The organism is Lentzea sp. NPDC102401, from assembly GCF_044765805.1.
Lineage (GTDB): Bacteria > Actinomycetota > Actinomycetes > Mycobacteriales > Pseudonocardiaceae > Lentzea > Lentzea sokolovensis.
This window is the reverse complement of record NZ_JBIWKS010000005.1, coordinates 223,305-240,724: the sequence shown is the minus strand read 5'-3', so window position 1 is coordinate 240,724 and position 17,420 is coordinate 223,305. Positions and strand designations below refer to the sequence as shown.

Below are 17,420 nucleotides of genomic sequence, written 5' to 3'. Positions count from 1 at the left end.
TGAGTAACACGAACGCGACAAACCGGCTACTCCGAAGAGCAGCCGGTTCCAGTGTGTGGCCCAGGCGTCACACCGCGCTGCCGAGCGCGGACGCCGAAATTTCGCTAGCGGGAGGCCTTGGCTCCGCTGGGGGAGATCGCGAACCAGCGGTCGTCCACGCCGTGCCCGGTCGCGTCTCCAGCGCCCTCGTCGTCGACGTAGCGGTACACGGGCTTGCCGGCGATCGTGACCTGCTCCAGGCCGTCCGGGCGCTTCGTGGTGCTCAGCAGAGCCTGGTCGAGGTCCGGCGCCTCGATCTTGCCGCCCGCGGCCAGCAGCGGCACCCAGACGAGCGTGCACTCGGGTTCGAGGCAGGTCGACTTCGACGGGCCGTCCTGGGTGGAGAAGTAGAGGGTGTTGTGCTCGCGGTCGGCGACGACTGCGCCGACCGCGGGCGACTCCTCGACCCGCAGTGTCGCGATGTCGCCCGGCAGCACCTGGGCGGGCCCCGCGACCGGACCGGCAGCGGCCTCCGGTTCGGTCGGTGAGGCGGTCTCCTCTTCCGGTGGTGCGGAACAGGCACCAAGGCACACCAACAGCGCGAGAACGGCGAATCGGCTCACACGGGTGGTTACGGACAGAGGTACCCCACCGGTTCAGCGCGACCTCAGGATGGCCGCCAGCATCAGCTCGCGGATCTCCACGGCGATCTCGTCGACCGCGAGCGGCGGCCGGTGCGCCTGCCACTCCCGCAGCAGCCCCGTGATCGCCCCCACCAGCGCGATCGCCGTGAGCCGGTACGACCGCCGCGGTGCCACGCCCGTGGCCGCCGCTCGCAGCGCCTCGGACTCGATGAACTCCGCCCACGTGTTCACCCAGCGCACGTGCTGCTGCTCGATCTCCGCGTTCACGCCCACGGCCTCGACGTAGTTGAGGCGCGGCGCACGGGGATCGGCCGTGACGCTGTGCACGAACACGTCCAGCAGCGTCGTGATCCGGATCGCGACGTCAGCGGTCTCCAGTTCGCTGAGCGCGGTGCGGACCTGGGCGAACGCCGTGGCGTTGATCAGGTCGTGCAGGTCGCGCAGCAGGTCCTCCTTCGAGGCGAACTCCTCGTAGAAGTTGCGCGTGGAGACACCGGCCTCGGTGCACAGCTCGGAGATCCTGGTGGCCGCGAAGCCCGCGCCGGTGAAGAGCTGGAGGCCTGCCTGCAACAGCTTCGCCCGGCGCTCCGCCTTGCGCTGCTCGGGTGAAATGCCGCCGTAGGCACGGGCCACCGGGGGTGCTCCAATCTGGTAACTGGGCTTGTCAGATTACGTCGGCGCAACCTTCCGCGCACCCCAGGCGTCTAGACCTTTGCACGGGGGTCAGCTGCCCGTCGCGCTGGGGATCAGGGCGGGACAACCCCCGGTGGGGTAGCCGGCGTTGTACTCGAAATGCCACTGCTCGTTTTCGTAACGACGGCACCAGCCGAGGCTGTTGCCGTTTTTCTCGACCCATTTCGCGGATTCGATCGGCTGAACGTCGACGGCGAATCCGATCACGTGCATCGAACGGTCCGGCGGGTTCAGCACGTACTTCGACGCGAGTTCTTCGGTGCCGAACTTCTTCACCGCCTCGTCGAATTCCGCCTGCTGCTGCTGACGGCTGCGCTTGCCGTCGTTCAGGCAGAGCTTGACGCCCTGCTCAGAGGCCTTGGCGCGCAGTGCGAGCCACGCCTTGAGCACCTCGGGGCGCAGGCCTCGCGGGTCCTCGTCGAAGTAGCGGGCGTCGATCGGGCAGTTCGGACCGTCCGGCGGTCCCGGCACTTCCTCGACAATCGCGAGCGGTTTTCCGGGATGGCGGTCGAACACGAGCGTCAATCTGCCCAGGTAACCCAGCGCGCCGCCGGCGGAAACCACGAGTGTGACGATCAGGAGCACGCCGAACACGACGCGTCTGGAGGTCTTGGACATGATTCGAATAATACGTCCAAGCGCAACCGCGTCTGTCAGCAACCCGTAACAGTCCGTCGGCAGCTGCGTCCCGGTGAACGTGTCGAGCGCCACATCCATTCGGCCCAACCACGCTTTCGGCGGAGCGCGCAAATGTGATCGGTGAACAGTTGCTGGCCCCTTTCGCGGCGACGAAACATGGTGGCAACATCTGCGTCGGCCGAGAACCGGCCCGTTTTAATGAGGTCTCAGGAGGACCGCTTTCATGTCCGGCCGCATTTTTGCGATCGTCGCTCTGTTCGCGTCACTTTTCGTCTTCACCGGCACCGCGCAGGCAGCCCCGGCTCCACAGTCCCCGTCTTCTTCTCGGGGTGGCACCGCGCTGATCTTGTCCGCCCAGTACTCGGAGTTCGACGGCGGTGCCTTCAAGGCGACTGTCCTGACCTGCGAACGAGGTGACCAGCACCCGCGCAGGGCCCTCGCCTGCGCGACGCTCGCCTCCGCAGGCGCCGACCTGCAGACCATGCAGGCAGATGACAGGGCGTGCACGTTCCACTACGCGCCCGTCGAGGTCTCGATGTTCGGTTTCTGGCGCGGTGAGCCCGTGAACGAGGTCCACACCTACCCGAACTCGTGCGTCATGCTGGCGCACACCGGTGCCCTCTTCGATTTCTAGGGATCGAACACGGCATCGAAACAAAATGTGGAGCGGCGCGCGGCAGGGGCGCTCCGCTCCACATTTTGTTGCTCCGAAATGAGGGCTGCGCCGAATGGCGGGCGGCCCGGCCGGTATGCGAGGGTTGGATCATGGCCGCCGCCCCGCGCTTCCCGCTGCTGCACTGGACGACCATCACCCCCGTGCTCGGCTTGCTCCTGCTCGCCCTGACCTGGGGTCGTGACCTCGGGGGCGTGCTCGTGGCGCTCGTCGCCCTGGTCCTCGCCGCGACCGTGCTCGCCGCCGTGCACCACGCCGAAGTGGTCGCGTTGCGGGTGGGGGAGCCCTTCGGATCGCTGGTCCTCGCGGTCGCGGTGACGATCATCGAGGTGGCCCTGATCGTCACGCTCATGGTGTCCGGCGGGCCCGAGGCGTCGTCGCTGGCACGCGACACGGTGTTCGCCGCGGTCATGATCACCACGAACGGCATCGTCGGCATCGCGTTGCTGCTAGGGGCGATGAAGCACCACACGATCCTGTTCAACGCGGAGGGCAGCGGCGGCGCGCTCGCCACGGTGATGACGCTCGCCACGCTCACGCTGGTGCTGCCGACGTTCACCACCACGACCCCCGGCCCCGAGTTCTCCGGCCCGCAGCTCGCCTTCGCCGCGTTCGCCTCCCTCGGCCTGTACGCGATGTTCGTGTTCACCCAGACCGTCCGGCACCGAGACTTCTTCCTCCCCGTCGACGAGGACGGTGTCATCGAGGCCGACGAACACGCCGAAGCACCGTCCGCCAAGGCCGCGCTGCTCTCGCTCGGCTTCCTGCTCGTCGCGCTGATCGCCGTGGTCGGCCTCGCGAAGATCGAGTCGCCCGCGATCGAGGCCGGCGTGCGCGCCGCCGGGTTCCCGCAGTCGTTCGTCGGCGTCGTCATCGCCCTGCTCGTGCTGCTGCCCGAGACCATCGCCGCCGCGCGCGCCGCGTTGCGCGACCGGATCCAGACCAGCATCAACCTCGGCTACGGCTCGGCGATCGCGAGCATCGGCCTCACGATCCCGACCATCGCGCTGGCGACCATCTGGCTCGACGGGCCGTTGATGCTCGGGCTCGGGTCGACGCAGATGATCCTGCTGCTGCTCACCGTTCTGGTCAGCGTCCTGACGGTGGTGCCGGGCCGGGCGACGCGACTGCAGGGCGGCGTGCACCTGGTTCTGCTGGCCGCGTTCCTGTTCCTGGCTGTGAACCCGTAGCCGGGATCCTTCCCGGTCGCTTGATCCGTTGTGCCCCGGTTTGTCCGGCTCCTACGGTTCGTGGAATGTTGCGTCGCAGGGCACTTCTGCACACGGCCGCTTTGGGAACTGTGTCGGCGTTGGCCGGCAGGTCCACAATGGACGTCCAGCTGATCAGGCCAGGCGACGCCGCCTACAGGGACGCGAAGCTCGGTTACTTCACGCAGTACGACACTCAACGTCCCAGCGCGATCGCACGAGTCGCGTCACCGGCGGATGTCCAGCGCTGCATCGAGATCGCACGTGCCGAGCGCACCCGGATCACCGCCCGCTGCGGCGGCCACAGCTATCCCGGTTACTCCACGGCGGACGGCGCGCTCGTCGTCGACGTGCGCGGCCTGAACCGGATCGACGTGCGCGCCGACGGAACGGCCGAGGTGGGCGCGGGCGTGTTGCTGATGGACCTGTACGTCGCGCTGGCGAACGCCGACCCGCAGATGCCGGACTGGGCGAACGCGTACTACGGCTCGTCCCTGACCCGGCTTCGTGAGGTGGCGCGGAAGTACGACCCCGACCGTGTTTTCTCGTTCGCTCAAGGCCTCGTGTGAATCCATAAAGCCGAACGGACTATTGTCCTGTTGCGGCGTTCGGCCCTACATTGCGGTAACGCCGGTTACCACAAAGGGGTCCAACGATGCAGCTCCGTGCCGTGCTCGCCGCCGTTCTTCTGTTGTTCACCCTGGTCACGCCCGCAACCGCGGCCGCACCGGGGGAGCTGGTCAGCAGCCGGGAGGTAGCGTGGCACCCGGAGCCGCTCAGGCTCCTGCCCGCCCCGGTGAAGGCGTACGACATCCGGTACAACTCCACGTCCGCGACGGGCGAGGGCACCGTCGTGTCCGGCATGGTGCTGGTGTCGCCGCTGCCGTGGAACAACGGTCCGCGGCCGATCGTGGCGTACGCGATGGGCACGCAGGGCATGGGCGACCAGTGCGCGCCGTCGCGGCAGTTGCAGGCCGGCACCGAGGTCGAGATCGCGTTCCTCGCGCAGGCGATGTTCAACGGCTGGGCGGTCGCCGTGACCGACTACGAAGGCCTTGGCACGCCAGGGGATCACACCTACGCGGTGGCGCGTTCGGAGGGACGGGCGCTGCTCGACGTGGCCCGTGCCGCGAGTGGCATCCCGGGGCTGTCCGCTGACGCGCCGGTCGGCGTTTTCGGCTACTCGCAGGGTGGTCAGGCCGCGTCGGCCGCCGCCGAGCAGTGGAAGTCCTACGCGCCTTCGCTGAACGTCGTGGGTGTCGCCGCCGGCGGTGTGCCGGCCGATCTGAACGCGGTCGCGAAGTTCAACGACGGCAACGCCGGTTCGGGCCTGGTGTTCGCGGCGGCTGCGGGGTACGCCGCGGCCTACCCCGAACTGCCGTTGTCGTCGTTGCTCAACGCCCGCGGCACGCAGGTCATCGACAAGATCCGCGAGTCGTGCGTCGCCGAGATCGCTTTGGTGGCACCGTTCACGCGCCTCAACTCGCTGACGACGACGCCGGACGTCATCCAGAACCCGTTGTGGCAGAAGCGGTTGAAGGAGAACACGCTCGGCTCGGTCAAGCCTGCCGTGCCCGTGTACCTCTACCACGGCACGCTGGACGAGCTGATCCCGTTCGCCGTCGGGCAGAAGCTGCGTTCGCAGTGGTGCTCGCTGGGCGCCGACGTGCAGTGGACGCCACTGCCGTTGCTCGGGCACGTCACCGCCGTGAGCGCGTGGGGCTCGAACGCGCTGCTGTGGCTCGGTGACCGCTTCGCCGGGAAGTCGACCCGCCCGAACTGCTAGTAGGACTTCGTTAAGTCGGGTGGTGGCTGGGCATTCGCGAGTCGGAGAAGGATTCGATGGTCGCGCTCCCACGGTGCCGTGGTCGGGAGTTGGTGGTAGTTACGAGCCGATGTAATCGATTGCAGATCACTCCAACTACAACCAACTGTGCTGGTGGAGACCGTGAGAGCGTGATCTTCATGATCGAATCACCGCTCTGCCGGCTCCAGCGCCGACGACACCGTCACGCCGGAGCCCAGGCCGGGCGACCACGACCGGAAGACTCACATACCCGCAGGTCAGAGCAACCCAACAAAGTACTACTAGAGGGGAGCCGGAAACCGACGCCGGAAGGTGAACCCTTCCGGCGTCGGCCCGTTCCGCCTGACGAGGTCGAGCTTCGCGAGACCCTCCTCGGTCGTGGGCCGATGCCCGGCGGGGATCCACCACATCACGTCCAGCGCGCTCTCCGGCTCGAACCACTGCGTGCTGCGCTTGACCGCTTCGAGGTGCACGCCGCTGAACGCGTACGCCCACAACGCTTCCACCGACTCCACACGCTGAGGTTGTAGGCCTCCAGCATCGGATCGCGTCCCAACCGGCTCAGGTCGTCCATCATCCGGTCGGACGTCGGCCGCCACACGAAACCGGGAGCCTGCCGCGCCAGGTCGTTGATCGCCTCGACCCGGCTCACGAACCCGCGCATCCTCCAGTGGTCGAACGCCCACCGCCCGGTCGAGATGTTGGCCTGTGCCAGGTGGAAGGCTTCCATGCGCCTGCTTTGGCATGATCGACCCATGCGATGTGTGGTGCTCGACGACTACCAGGGTGTGGCACTGGCGAACGCGGACTGGTCCGGCCTCGACGTCACCGTCCTGCGTGACCACCTGCCCGACCCGGCCGCCGAACTGGCCGAGGCCGAGTGCGTCGTGATCATGCGCGAGCGGACGCCGTTCGACGCGGCCCTGTTCGCCCGGCTGCCTCGCCTGAAGCTGCTGATCACCAGTGGCATGCGCAACGCGTCGATCGACCTGGACGCGGCACGCGAGCACGGCGTGACGGTCTGCGGCACCGGCAGCGCCAAGACCCCGCCGACCGAGCTGACCTGGGCGTTGATCCTCGGTCTCGCCCGCCACCTGGTCGTCGAGAACGCGGCCTTCCACGACGGCGGCCCGTGGCAGAGCACCGTCGGCGCCGACCTTTCCGGGCGCACTTTGGGGCTGCTCGGCTTCGGCAACCTGGGCAAGGCCGTCGCGCGTGTGGGTCGTGCGTTCGGCATGGACGTCGTCGCGTGGAGCCCGAACCTCACCGCTGAACGCGTTGAGCCCGAGGGCGTCCGGCTCGCTGGTGGCCTGCACGATCTGTTGGCGCAGAGCGACTTCGCGTCCATCCATCTGGTGCTGGGCGACCGCACCCGCGGGCTGGTCGACGCGGACGCGCTGGCGTGTCTGAAGCCCACGGCGTTCCTGGTCAACACCTCGCGCGCGGCCATCGTGGATCCCGTGGCGTTGCTGGAAGTGTTGCGGGAGAGGCGCATCGCCGGTGCTGGGCTCGATGTCTTCGAGATCGAGCCGCTGCCGTTGACCGACGAACTGCGGACGCTGCCGAACGTGCTCGCGACCCCGCACCTCGGGTACGTCACCGAGGCGAACTACCGCACGTACTTCACCGAGGCCGTCGAGAACATCCACGCGTTCCGCGCGGGTGAACCGGTCCGGGAACTCTAGCGGCCGGTTACCTACTGGTAGTAAGTTCTGTCGCATGACGCCGGACGCTTCCGCGCACATCGACGTCGCTGCCTCGCCGCAGCGGGTGTTCGACCTGGTCAGCGACCTCCGCGGACTCAGTGCGTGCGCCGAGGAGTACTCCGGTGGCAAGTGGCTGAACGCCGCCGGTCCGCGCGTCGGTGCCCGGTTCCGCGGCATCAACAAGCGCGGCTGGCGTGTGTGGCCGACGACGTCCACGGTGACCGACTGCTCCGCGACCAGGTTCGCGTTCGAGGTGAAGTCGCTGGGGATGGCGGTGTCGCGCTGGCAGTACGACATCGAGGAGACCGGTGACGGCTGCCGGGTCACCGAGTCGACCTGGGACCGCAGGCCCGGCTGGTACGTGCCGATCACACGGCTGGCGACCGGAGTCGGCAACCGCGCTGTGACCAACCAGCGCAACATCGAGGCGACGTTGCGGCGCCTGAAGAGGACCGCCGAGTCTGCTTGATCGTTCCTGTCCGTTCCTCGGCAACTGGACAAAAACGCTCACATCTTCACTCACACTCCAACATGCCTCAACAGCACTGATCAGGGCGTTGAGCTGCAGACATCGGAGGACCGGAACGAGATCCGGTCGCGCCTGACCGTTGAAAACGCTCTCATTGCCGTGGGAACGTGGCCGAACGACCGTTGACACCGTCGTAACGCCAGCGTTCAATCCCCGTCAAATATCCTATAGGATCAGAGATCCGAGGAGTTGGCGTGGCAAAGGTCCGACGAGCCGAGGCGTTCCAGGTCGACGTTCCGGTGGAGACTCTGCGCACCGACGCGGTCCAGCAGTTCATCAAGCAGGAGACCGTCTTCGTCGAGGTCGAGACCGACGACGGGCTCGTCGGCCTCGGGTACGCCTACACGATCGGCACGGGTGGCAGCTCGGTCCTCGCCCTCCTGAAGGACCACCTGCTGCCTCGCCTCGAAGGTGTCGACGCTCGCCGGATCGAGCACGTCTGGCACGACCTGTTCGCATGCACCCGCTCGACCACGGTCGGCGCGATCACCTCGCTGGCGCTGGCCGCCGTGGACACCGCGCTGTGGGACCTGCGCTGCCTGCGAGCCCAAGAACCGTTGTGGCGCATGGCAGGCGGGTTCCGCCACACGGTACCCCTGTACGACACCGAGGGCGGCTGGCTGCATCTGAGCACCGAGGAACTCGTCGCGGGCGCCAAGGAGACGGCCGCGCAGGGCTGGCAGGGCATCAAGATGAAGGTCGGTAAACCCGACCTCACCGAGGACGTCGAACGCCTCGAAGCCGTCCGGGCGGCGGTCGGGGAGCGGTTCGCGATCATGGTCGACGCCAACCAGTCCATGACGAGTGCCGAAGCGATTCGCAGGGCCGACGCGTTCCGGAACGTCAACCTGACCTGGCTCGAGGAACCGCTCCCGGCCGATGACGTGAGCGGGCACGAGAGGCTCGCCCGGAGCACGAGCATCCCGATCGCCGTCGGGGAGTCGCTGTACTCGGTGGCCCAGTTCCGCGAGTACCTCGAACGCGGTGCCGCCTCGATCATCCAGGTGGATGCGGCACGGATCGGTGGCATCACGCCGTTCCTCAAGGTCGCGCACCTCGCGGAGGCCTTCAACGCCGACGTGTGCCCGCACTTCCTGATGGAGCTGCACGTCAGCCTCGCGGCCGCGCTGCCCAACGGGAAGTTCGTCGAGCACATCCCGCAGCTGCGCGGGATCACCAAGAGCGAGATGACCGTCCGCGACGGACACGCGCTCGCCCCTGACACGCCAGGTCTCGGGATCGACTGGGACCGCGACGCGATGGACGACCTGCGGGTCTCCTGAAGTCACCGCCGGAAATCACAAAGGAGTGGTCTTGAGAACGTTAGGTGTCGTTGCCGGCCTGCTCGCGTCGTTGGTCGCGGTCCCCGCAGCCCAGGCCCAAGCACCCCAGGTGCACCAGCAGACCGCCGCCAAAGCCGAGAAGCCGTACATGGGCTGGAGCAGCTGGACGTTGCAGGCGACCAACTATCCCGGCGTGAACCCGGACGGGCCCGCCAGCTGGCTCAACGAGAAGAACGTGCTGGCCCAGGCGGACGTGCTGGCGGCGAAGTTCAAGAAGGCCGGCTACGACCACGTGAACGTCGACGCGGGCTGGCTCGGCTCGTTCGACGAGTACGGGCGGCCGGTGGTGGACGCCAAGAAGTTCCCGCGCGGCTTCAAGTGGCTGGGCGACTACATCCACGGCAAGGGCATGAAGTTCGGCTCGTACCTCGCGGTCGGCCTGGACCTCAAGGCGTACAACGACGGCAAGACGCCGATCTACAACGCGCCCGGCTGCACCACCAAGGACATCGTCTACCCGGACCTGCGCAAGACCAACGGGTGGGACATGGCCTACAAGATGGACTTCGCGAACCCGTGCTCGCAGAAGTACATCGACTCGATCGCGCAGGTGCTCGCGGGGTGGGGCGTCGACTTCCTCAAGCTCGACGGCGTCGGCCCCGGCAGCTTCCGCGGTGGTGAGCGGTACGACAACACGACCGACGTGAAGGCGTGGAACTCCGCGCTCAAGAGCACCGGCCGTCCGATCGAGTTCCTCATCTCGTGGGCGCTGAGCCACCGCCACGCCGACGTGTGGAAGGCCAACACCAACGGCTGGCGCGTCGACACCGACGTCGAGTGCTACTGCGACACGCTCGTCACCTGGAACCAGTCGGTGAAGCAGCGCTGGAACGACGTCGTGCAGTGGATCGACGACGCCGGCCCCGGCCACTGGAACAACCTCGACAGCCTCGCCGTCGGCAACGGCCAGATGGACGGCCTCACCGAGGCCGAGCGGCAGAGCTACATGACGCTGTGGTCGATCTCGTCCTCGCCGCTCTACATCGGCGACGACCTCACGAAGATCGACGACTACGGCTACAAGCTGCTGACCAACGACGAGGTCATCGCGATCAACCAGGCGGGCGTTCCGGCGCGGCCCGTGGACCAGTTCTCCGACCAGCAGGTCTGGTACGCCCGCAACCGCGACGGCAGCTACACCGTGGCGTTGTTCAACCTCGGCTCCAAGCCCGCGAAGGTGACGGCCGACTTCGGCCAGCTCGGCATCCAGGGCAACGCCAAGGTCCGCGACGTGTGGGCCAGGAAGGACGTCGGCCAGAAGTCCGGCTCCATCACGGAAGACCTGCCGGTGCACGGCTCGAAGCTGTTCACGATCACCCCGCGCGGCTCGGTCGCTCCCGGCGTCGTGGAGGGCACCGCGGCCACCCCGACCAGCGTCTCGCTGAAGTGGTATGGCAAGAGCGGCATCCGTTACGACGTGTACGCGGGCAACAAGAAGGTCGCCACGACCACCGACACCAAGGCGACCGTCACCGGCCTCATCCCGGCGACCTCCTACGAGTTCACCGTCGTGCAGAACGGCGCCCGCTCGAAGCCCGTCAGCTTCGTGACGCCGCAGGAAAGCGTGACGTACGAGGCGGAGAAGGGCAGCCCCGGCGGCGGCGCGACCGTCTACGGCTGCGCGTGCTCGGGCGGCAGCAAGGTCGGCTACATCGGCGGCAGCGGCAACATCACCATGCCGACGGTCGTCGCGCCGCGTGAGGGCACCTACCTCGTCGAACTGGCCTACATCTCCGCCGACGCCAGCAGGACCGGCATCGTCACGGTGAACGGCACCGGCTTCAAGCTGCCCGTCGCCGGGTCGAACGACGACGACTGGAACACGCCGCAGAAGGTCACCGTGCCCATCTACCTGTTGAAGGGCAACAACACGATCCGGATCGGCAACCCGGACGACTCCGTGTTCGACGTCGACAGCATCCGCATCTAGGACCAGGAGGTGCCGTGGTGACAACCGTGCAAGACACAAGCGCCCAGGTCGTGCGTGGACCTGCCACCACGGCGCCTCCGCCCCCACGCAGGCGCAAAGGCCCCGCCTCGCGCCGCAACGACACGTGGGTCGCGTGGCTGCTCGTCGCCCCCGCCCTGCTCGGGTTCGGCGTGTTCTTCGCCTACCCGATGCTGCGCGGGGTCTACCTGAGCTTCACCGAGTTCCACATCCTCAGCCCACCGGTGTGGACGGGCCTGGAGAACATCCGGGAACTCGTCGACGACGGCAGGTTCTGGCACTCGCTCGGCGTCACGGCGTACTTCGTCGTGCTGTCCGTGGTGCTGGGCGTCGGCGTCTCGCTGATCACCGCCGTCGTGTTGCACCGGCTGGGAGTCGGCACGACGGTCCGCGGGCTGATGATCCTGCCGTTCCTCATCTCCGGCGTCGTCACGGCGCTGGTGTGGACGTGGATGCTCGACCCGCAGCTCGGCATCGTGAACCAGCTGATCACCTGGGTCACCGGCGAGCCGATCATGTTCTTCGGATCGGACAGCTGGGCGGTGCCGTCGCTGGCCGCGCTGAACGTGTGGAAGTCCATGGGCTACAACGCGGTTCTCCTCTTCGCCGGTCTGCAGACGATCCCCGCGTCTATCTACGAGGCCGGCCGGATCGACGGCGCGTCGGAGTGGCAGATGTTCCGCTCGCTGACGCTGCCGCTGCTGCGGCCGATCCTGGTGATGGTCGTGATCCTCAACGTGATCGGCTCGACCCAGGTCTTCGACATCGTCCAGGTCAGCACCAAGGGTGGTCCGGCGGACGCGTCGCTGGTGCTGCAGATGTACATCTACGACAAGGCTTTCGGCCAGTTCGACTTCGGTTACGCCGCGACCATGTCGCTCGCCCTGTTCCTGATGCTCGTCACGGTGACCTTCACGCAGATGCGGATGGCCCGTGCCGGCGAGTCCGACACCGACTGAGGAGGCCCGGTGAACCTCTCGATGAAGCTCGGCAGGGGCGTCGCCTGGGGCTACCTGGTCGTCGTGCTGCTGGTCACGATCTTCCCGTTCTACTGGATCGTGCGGACCGCGCTGTCCAACAACTTCGCGATGTCGACCGACCCGTCGTCGTTGCTGCCGGTGGACTTCACGTGGGGCCCGTTCAAGCGCGCTCTCGGTCTCGCCACGCCCGCAGAAGCGGCCGCGGAGGGTGGTTCGGGAGCCAGCATCGACCTGGCCCTGGCGTTGTGGAACTCCATTGTGTACGCGGGACTTCTGACGCTCTTCACCGTCGTGTTCTCGGCGCTGGCCGCCTACGCGTTCGCCCGGCTGCACTGGAAGGGCCGCGATGTCGTCTTCGGCGTCCTGCTGACCGCGCTGATGGTGCCGTCGGTGTTCACGCTGCTGCCGAACTTCGTGCTGATGAAGGATCTGGGGCTGCTCAACAGCTTCGGCGGCATGATCCTGCCCGGCGCGTTCTTCTCCGCGTTCAACATCTTCTTCCTGCGGCAGTTCATGCTCGGGCTCTCCCACGAGGTCGAGGAGGCGGCGATCATCGACGGCGCCGGGCCGTTGCGGGTGTGCTTCCGAATAGTGCTGCCGATGAGCGTCGCGCCGATGGCGACCCTGACGCTGCTGACGTTCATCACCACCTGGAACGACTACTTCTGGCCGTTGCTCGTCACGAACGACGAGTCGGTCCGTCCGCTCACCCTCGCGCTCGCGGTGTTCAAGCAGTCCTCACCGCAGGCGTCGCTGGACTGGGCGGGCCTGATGGCGGCGACGCTGGTCGCGGCGCTGCCGATGCTGCTGCTGTTCGTGGTCTTCGGGCGGCGGCTGGTCAACTCCATCGGCTTCACGGGGATCAAGTGAGACTGCACTGGCCGTCGGCTGCGGCGGAATGGACCGAGGCACTGCCCGTGGGCAACGGCCGCCTCGGCGCGATGGTGTTCGGCGGGGCCGGGCGGTCCCGCGTGCAGGTCAACGACGCGACCGTGTGGTCGGGCACCGCTGACGGGCCTTCTCTCGCCCTGGCGGATGTAGTGGCCTCCGGAGCCGGTCCGGAACGACTCGCGCAGGTGCGTGAGGCGATCTTCGGCGGCGATCTGGAACGGGCCACCGAGCTGCTGATGTCGTTCGAAGGTCCGTACAGCCAGACTTTCCTGCCCTATGTGGACCTGTGGATCACACTGCCCGAAGGTGAGTCGCACGGCCGCACGCTGGACCTGAGCACGGGCGTGGTCACCGAGCGGCTCACCATCGACGGCTCGGACGTCGAGCGGCGTGTGTGGACCTCGGAAACCGCGCTGTGCGTGGAGATCACCGGTGCTGTGCCCACCGAGGTCGAGATCTCGACGCCGTTGCGCGAGGTGTCGCGCGACGGACTCGACCTCGTGATCGAGATCCCCGTCGACTCGGCACCGAGGCACGAACCGCAGGTCGAGGCTCCGGTCTACGGTTCGGGGGAACGGGGCACGGTGACGGTCAAGGTGACCGAGGGCGAGCGCTGGCTGCTCACGCTCACCAGTTCCACCACGACCGAGTCGCGGTGGACAGGCCGGCGCCACGGCAACCACATGACGCTGATGGACGCGTGCGAGGTGCGGTTCGGCGACCTGCCCGAGGTCGTCGACGTGCCGGACCTGTTGTCCGGCAAGGACGAGCAGCTCGTCGCGTCCGTGTTGTTCACGTACGGCCGCTACCTGCTGGTCTCGTCGTCACGGCCCGGCGCGCCGCCCGCGAACCTGCAGGGCATCTGGAACGGCGACCTGCGCCCGGCCTGGTCCTCGAACTACACGATCAACATCAACACCCAGATGAACTACTGGGCGGCCGAGGTCACCGGGCTCGCCGAGTGCCACGAGCCGCTGCTGGAGCTGCTGGAGAAGCTCGCGGTGACCGGCGGCGAGGTGGCTCGTGAGCTGTACGGGGCGCGCGGCTGGGTGGCGCACCACAACAGCGACGCGTGGGGCTGGGCGCTGCCGGTCGGCATGGGTCACGGCGCGGTGTCGTGGGCGATCTGGCAGATGGGTGGCGCGTGGCTGGTCCAGCACGCCTGGGACCACTACGACTTCGCCCGCACCTGGTCCACTTTGGAACGTGCGTGGCCGCTGCTGCGCGGCTGTGCCGAGTTCCTCCTCGACTGGCTGGTCGAAGGGCCCGACGGCCACCTCGACACGTGTCCGTCGACGTCGCCGGAGAACTGGTTCCTCGTCGACGGCAGGCCGCAGGCGCTGACCTGGTCCGTGACGATGGACGTGATGCTGGTCCGCGCCGTGTTCGAACGGACCTTGGCGCTGGCACTGGCGTCGGGTCGCGCCGATCCACTGGTCGCGGAGATCGCGGCCGCGCTGCCCCGGCTGCGGCCCGTCCCGGTGCTGGACGACGGCCGGCTGGGGGAGTGGGCCTGCGACCTGCCAGAGGAGGACCCGGCTCACCGGCACATGTCGCACATGGTGTCGGTCCACCCGCTCGGCCAGATCGTCGCCGGCACGGAGCTGGGCGACGCCGCCGCCGAGGTGCTGGACCGGCGCGGCAACGGCGCGATGGGCTGGTCGTGGGCCTGGAAGATGGCCCTGCGGGCGCGGCTGGGCGACGGCGAGACCGTGCGGTCGCTGCTGTCCGAGGCTTCGCAGCCCTTCACCGGCGACCGTCATCGCGACGCGCCGGTCGACGGCTCGGAGTGGGGCGGCCTGCTGCCGAACCTGTTCAGCACGCACCCGCCGTTCCAGATCGACGGCAACTACGGCTTCACCGCGGGACTCGCGGAGGTCGTGGTGCAGAGCCACACCGGCGTGATCGACGTCCTGCCCGCGCTGCCTACCGGCTGGTCTCGCGGTTCGGCGCGCGGACTTCGTTGCCGCGGCGGGCTTTCCGTCGACGTCACCTGGCACGACGGCGATGTGACCGTGCGGGTGCGGCGGGTGTCCGGTGACGCCTCGGAGTTCGTGCCGGTGAGCATCGGTGGCGAGGTCACCGAGGTCGTCGTGAGTGACGTTGTCGAAGTGCGCGGGAGGATTTCGTGCTGACCGATCTCGGTTTGGAAGCGCTGTGGGAGTACCGCAGCTCCTATGTGCGGCCGGACGACTTCGACTCGTTCTGGGACGCGACGCTGGCCGAGGCGCGGGCGATCGATCTGGACGTCGAGGCCGTGCCGGTGGACACGCCGCTCAAGACGCTCGACGTCCACGACGTGTCGTTCGCCGGGTTCGGTGGCGACCGGATCCACGCGTGGCTGCGCACTCCGAAGGGGCAGTCCGGACTTCCCGCTGTCGTGCAGTACCACGGTTACGGCGGCAACCGGGGCAGCGCCGTCGAGAACCTGACCTGGGCCAGCGCCGGGTTCGCGCACCTGCAGATGGAGGTGCGTGACCAACGCGGCGGTGGTGGCTTCCTGACCAGGGGCATCGCCGACCGCTCCACCTACTTCTACCGGCACGTCTTCACGGACGCGGTGCGCGCGGTCGATGCCGTGCGCGCGTTGGGTTCCGCGGACGTCGCCGTGATCGGCAACAGCCAGGGCGGCGGAATCGCGCTGGCCGTCGCCGGTCTCGTGCCCGACCTGGCCGCCGTCCACTCGCAGGCGCCGTTCCTCTGCGACTTCCGCCGGGCGCTGAACGTCTGCGGCCGCCCGCCCTACACCGAGCTCACCAGGTACATCGCCGACAACCGGCGTTCCGACGTCTTCCCGGCACTGTCCTATTTCGACGGTGTGGGGTTCGCCTCCCGTGCCACGGCCCCCGCGTGGTTCTCGGTCGGCCTGATGGACGACATCGTGCCGCCGTCCACCGTGTTCGGCGCCTACCACGCCTACGCCGGTCCCAGGGAGATGGCCGTCTGGGAGCACAGCGCCCACGAGGCGGGCGGCTCCGACGACCTCGACATCGCACTCGACGCCTTCCGATCCCGTCTCTTGGAGAAGCCATGAAAATCGCCGCCGCTGCCCTGGTCGCAGCAACAGCCCTGGTGGTCGCGGGGTGCGGGAGTGCCGACACGGGCTCCGGCAACGCCGTGAACTGGTGGACCTGGGACGACAAGCAGGCAGTCGCCTACGGCGAGTGCGAGAAGGCGTTCGAGGCCGCCAACCCCGGCACCGACGTGAAGATCACCCGCTACAACGTGGACGACTACTTCACCAAGCTCACCGCCGGTTTCGTGGCGGGCACCGCGCCGGACGCGTTCCAGAACTCGGTGCAGTTCCTGCAGGCCTACGCCTCGCAGCACCAGCTGATGCCGCTCGACGACCTGATCGCGAAGTCCTCGGTGGACATGAAGAAGTTCTCGGTCGGCGTCGACACGTGGAAGTTCACCGACGGCAAGCAGTACGGGCTGCCGCTGGACTGGGCCGCCTCCGGTCTCTACTACAACGCCGACATGCTGGCCAAGGCCGGTGTGGCGGAGGCCGACGTGCAGAAGCTGTCCTGGAACCCGGATGACGGCGGCACGTTCGACAAGGTCGTCGCTCGTCTCACGATCGACAAGAACGGCAGGCACGGCGACGAGGCGGGCTTCGACAAGACGCAGATCGCCACCTACGGCATCGGCGCGATGGCGGGCCGCAGCTTCATCGGCGAGACCAGCTGGGCGCCGTTCGTCAACACCCTGGGCTGGCGGCTGGGCGACAAGGACCAGTGGCCCACCAAGTTCAACTACACCGACCCGCGCTTCACCAAGACCATGAAGTGGGTCCTGTCGCTGACCGACCGCGGCTTCTCCCCGAAGCTCGGCACGTTCACCACCGGCAGCCAGTCCACGATCTCCGACGTCGACCTGATCGGCTCCGGCAAGGTCGCCATGACGATGGGCGGCTCGTGGTCGGCTCCGTCGTTCGGCAAGATCCCCGGCGTGAAGGTCGGCATCGCGCCGACCGTGCTGGGCCCGGACGGCAAGCGTTCCGTGCTGTCCAACTCGAACGGCAACAACATCTGGGCCGGCACAAAGAACCCGGACCTGACCTGGAAGTGGGTCAGCTTCATGGGCAGCGAGGAGTGCCAGACCAAGGCAGGCGCCACCGGCACGTTCTTCCCGTCGATTCCCGCCTCCATGGACAACACGGTGACCGCCATGAAGACGCAGGGCGTCGACCTCACCGTCTTCAACCAGTACGTGAAGGACGGCGTCCTCTACCCGTCCAGCGCCTACGCCAACGGCTCGGCGGTCCAGTCCGCCGAACAGCCCCTCTTCGAGGCCTACTTCGCAGGCCAGCGCTCCGACGACGTGTTCGCCGAGATGGAACGCGTCTCGCAGGAGATACTGGCCAAGAACTGACGGGAG

16 protein-coding genes and 1 pseudogene are annotated in these 17,420 nt (G+C 67.7%); 13 read left to right on the top strand and 4 right to left on the bottom strand.

The genetic code is table 11. The features are described 5' to 3' along the window. Nucleotides 1-104: 104 nt before the first annotated feature. From ACIRG5_RS20135 to ACIRG5_RS20125, 3 genes are all read right to left on the bottom strand, one after another. Nucleotides 105-602 carry a hypothetical protein gene (locus ACIRG5_RS20135; protein WP_402906591.1) on the bottom strand — a complete coding sequence of 166 codons (498 nt, stop codon included), beginning with the start codon at nt 600-602 and terminating at the stop codon, nt 105-107. A gap of 33 nt (nt 603-635) precedes the next feature. After that, nucleotides 636-1,256 carry a TetR/AcrR family transcriptional regulator gene (locus ACIRG5_RS20130; RefSeq protein WP_402906589.1) on the bottom strand — a complete coding sequence of 207 codons (621 nt, stop codon included), beginning with the start codon at nt 1,254-1,256 and terminating at the stop codon, nt 636-638. A gap of 90 nt (nt 1,257-1,346) precedes the next feature. After that, on the bottom strand, nt 1,347-2,033 hold the full coding sequence (locus tag ACIRG5_RS20125) for a D-alanyl-D-alanine carboxypeptidase family protein (RefSeq protein WP_402906587.1): 687 nt from the start codon (nt 2,031-2,033) through the stop codon (nt 1,347-1,349). Nucleotides 2,034-2,178: 145 nt separating this feature from the next. Between ACIRG5_RS20125 and ACIRG5_RS20120 the strand changes: the two genes are divergently transcribed. The 4 genes from ACIRG5_RS20120 to ACIRG5_RS20105 all read left to right on the top strand — a co-directional run bounded on the left by ACIRG5_RS20120 (nt 2,179) and on the right by ACIRG5_RS20105 (nt 5,622). Continuing rightward, nucleotides 2,179-2,589, top strand: coding sequence for an SSI family serine proteinase inhibitor (locus tag ACIRG5_RS20120; RefSeq protein WP_402906585.1), 411 nt, complete (start codon nt 2,179-2,181; stop codon nt 2,587-2,589). 131 nt (nt 2,590-2,720) lie between these two features. Further along, complete coding sequence (locus ACIRG5_RS20115; protein WP_402906584.1) at nt 2,721-3,818, top strand: calcium:proton antiporter; 1,098 nt, start codon at nt 2,721-2,723, stop codon at nt 3,816-3,818. A gap of 65 nt (nt 3,819-3,883) precedes the next feature. After that, entirely contained in the window at nt 3,884-4,405 is a 522-nt protein-coding gene (locus ACIRG5_RS20110) for an FAD-binding protein (protein WP_402906583.1), read from the top strand. A gap of 86 nt (nt 4,406-4,491) precedes the next feature. Continuing rightward, a complete protein-coding gene (locus ACIRG5_RS20105; RefSeq protein WP_402906581.1) occupies nt 4,492-5,622 on the top strand; it encodes a lipase family protein in 1,131 nt (376 codons plus the stop codon). A 302-nt stretch (nt 5,623-5,924) separates the two neighbouring features. Here the strand turns inward: ACIRG5_RS20105 and ACIRG5_RS20100 are convergent. Beyond that, nucleotides 5,925-6,307 (bottom strand): annotated as a pseudogene (locus ACIRG5_RS20100) (DUF3291 domain-containing protein). A gap of 91 nt (nt 6,308-6,398) precedes the next feature. On the opposite strand from ACIRG5_RS20100, the gene ACIRG5_RS20095 reads away from it, so the two are divergent. The 9 genes from ACIRG5_RS20095 to ACIRG5_RS20055 all read left to right on the top strand — a co-directional run bounded on the left by ACIRG5_RS20095 (nt 6,399) and on the right by ACIRG5_RS20055 (nt 17,414). Continuing rightward, on the top strand, nt 6,399-7,328 hold the full coding sequence (locus ACIRG5_RS20095; protein ID WP_402906580.1) for a D-2-hydroxyacid dehydrogenase family protein: 930 nt from the start codon (nt 6,399-6,401) through the stop codon (nt 7,326-7,328). A 34-nt stretch (nt 7,329-7,362) separates the two neighbouring features. After that, nucleotides 7,363-7,818, top strand: a complete 456-nt coding sequence (locus ACIRG5_RS20090) for an SRPBCC family protein (protein WP_402906578.1) — start codon at nt 7,363-7,365, stop codon at nt 7,816-7,818. A gap of 254 nt (nt 7,819-8,072) precedes the next feature. Continuing rightward, nucleotides 8,073-9,161: a mandelate racemase/muconate lactonizing enzyme family protein gene (locus ACIRG5_RS20085; RefSeq protein WP_402906576.1), complete on the top strand. Its 1,089-nt coding sequence runs from the start codon at nt 8,073-8,075 to the stop codon at nt 9,159-9,161. 31 nt (nt 9,162-9,192) lie between these two features. Then, a complete protein-coding gene (locus tag ACIRG5_RS20080) occupies nt 9,193-11,151 on the top strand; it encodes an alpha-galactosidase D (RefSeq protein WP_402906574.1) in 1,959 nt (652 codons plus the stop codon). A 26-nt stretch (nt 11,152-11,177) separates the two neighbouring features. Next, entirely contained in the window at nt 11,178-12,128 is a 951-nt protein-coding gene (locus tag ACIRG5_RS20075; protein ID WP_402906572.1) for a carbohydrate ABC transporter permease, read from the top strand. Nucleotides 12,129-12,137: 9 nt separating this feature from the next. Beyond that, the gene (locus ACIRG5_RS20070; RefSeq protein WP_402906570.1) at nt 12,138-13,019 is read left to right on the top strand and encodes a carbohydrate ABC transporter permease; all 882 of its coding nucleotides are present in this window, start codon (nt 12,138-12,140) and stop codon (nt 13,017-13,019) included. Then, the gene (locus ACIRG5_RS20065) at nt 13,016-15,175 is read left to right on the top strand and encodes a glycosyl hydrolase family 95 catalytic domain-containing protein (protein ID WP_402906568.1); all 2,160 of its coding nucleotides are present in this window, start codon (nt 13,016-13,018) and stop codon (nt 15,173-15,175) included. Before ACIRG5_RS20070 ends, ACIRG5_RS20065 begins: the two co-directional genes overlap by 4 nt. Beyond that, complete coding sequence (locus ACIRG5_RS20060) at nt 15,169-16,074, top strand: acetylxylan esterase (protein ID WP_402906566.1); 906 nt, start codon at nt 15,169-15,171, stop codon at nt 16,072-16,074. The genes ACIRG5_RS20065 and ACIRG5_RS20060 overlap by 7 nt, the downstream gene beginning before the upstream one ends. Further along, a complete protein-coding gene (locus ACIRG5_RS20055) occupies nt 16,071-17,414 on the top strand; it encodes an ABC transporter substrate-binding protein (RefSeq protein WP_402906565.1) in 1,344 nt (447 codons plus the stop codon). Before ACIRG5_RS20060 ends, ACIRG5_RS20055 begins: the two co-directional genes overlap by 4 nt. Nucleotides 17,415-17,420: the final 6 nt, after the last annotated feature.

Coding starts and splice junctions, on each gene's coding strand:
- ACIRG5_RS20125 (WP_402906587.1), bottom strand. CDS start 2,033: ATGGATGTGGCGCTCGACACGTTCACCGGGACGCAGCTGCCGACGGAC.
- ACIRG5_RS20120 (WP_402906585.1), top strand. CDS start 2,179: ATGTCCGGCCGCATTTTTGCGATCGTCGCTCTGTTCGCGTCACTTTTC.
- ACIRG5_RS20115 (WP_402906584.1), top strand. CDS start 2,721: ATGGCCGCCGCCCCGCGCTTCCCGCTGCTGCACTGGACGACCATCACC.
- ACIRG5_RS20110 (WP_402906583.1), top strand. CDS start 3,884: ATGTTGCGTCGCAGGGCACTTCTGCACACGGCCGCTTTGGGAACTGTG.
- ACIRG5_RS20105 (WP_402906581.1), top strand. CDS start 4,492: ATGCAGCTCCGTGCCGTGCTCGCCGCCGTTCTTCTGTTGTTCACCCTG.
- ACIRG5_RS20095 (WP_402906580.1), top strand. CDS start 6,399: ATGCGATGTGTGGTGCTCGACGACTACCAGGGTGTGGCACTGGCGAAC.
- ACIRG5_RS20090 (WP_402906578.1), top strand. CDS start 7,363: ATGACGCCGGACGCTTCCGCGCACATCGACGTCGCTGCCTCGCCGCAG.
- ACIRG5_RS20055 (WP_402906565.1), top strand. CDS start 16,071: ATGAAAATCGCCGCCGCTGCCCTGGTCGCAGCAACAGCCCTGGTGGTC.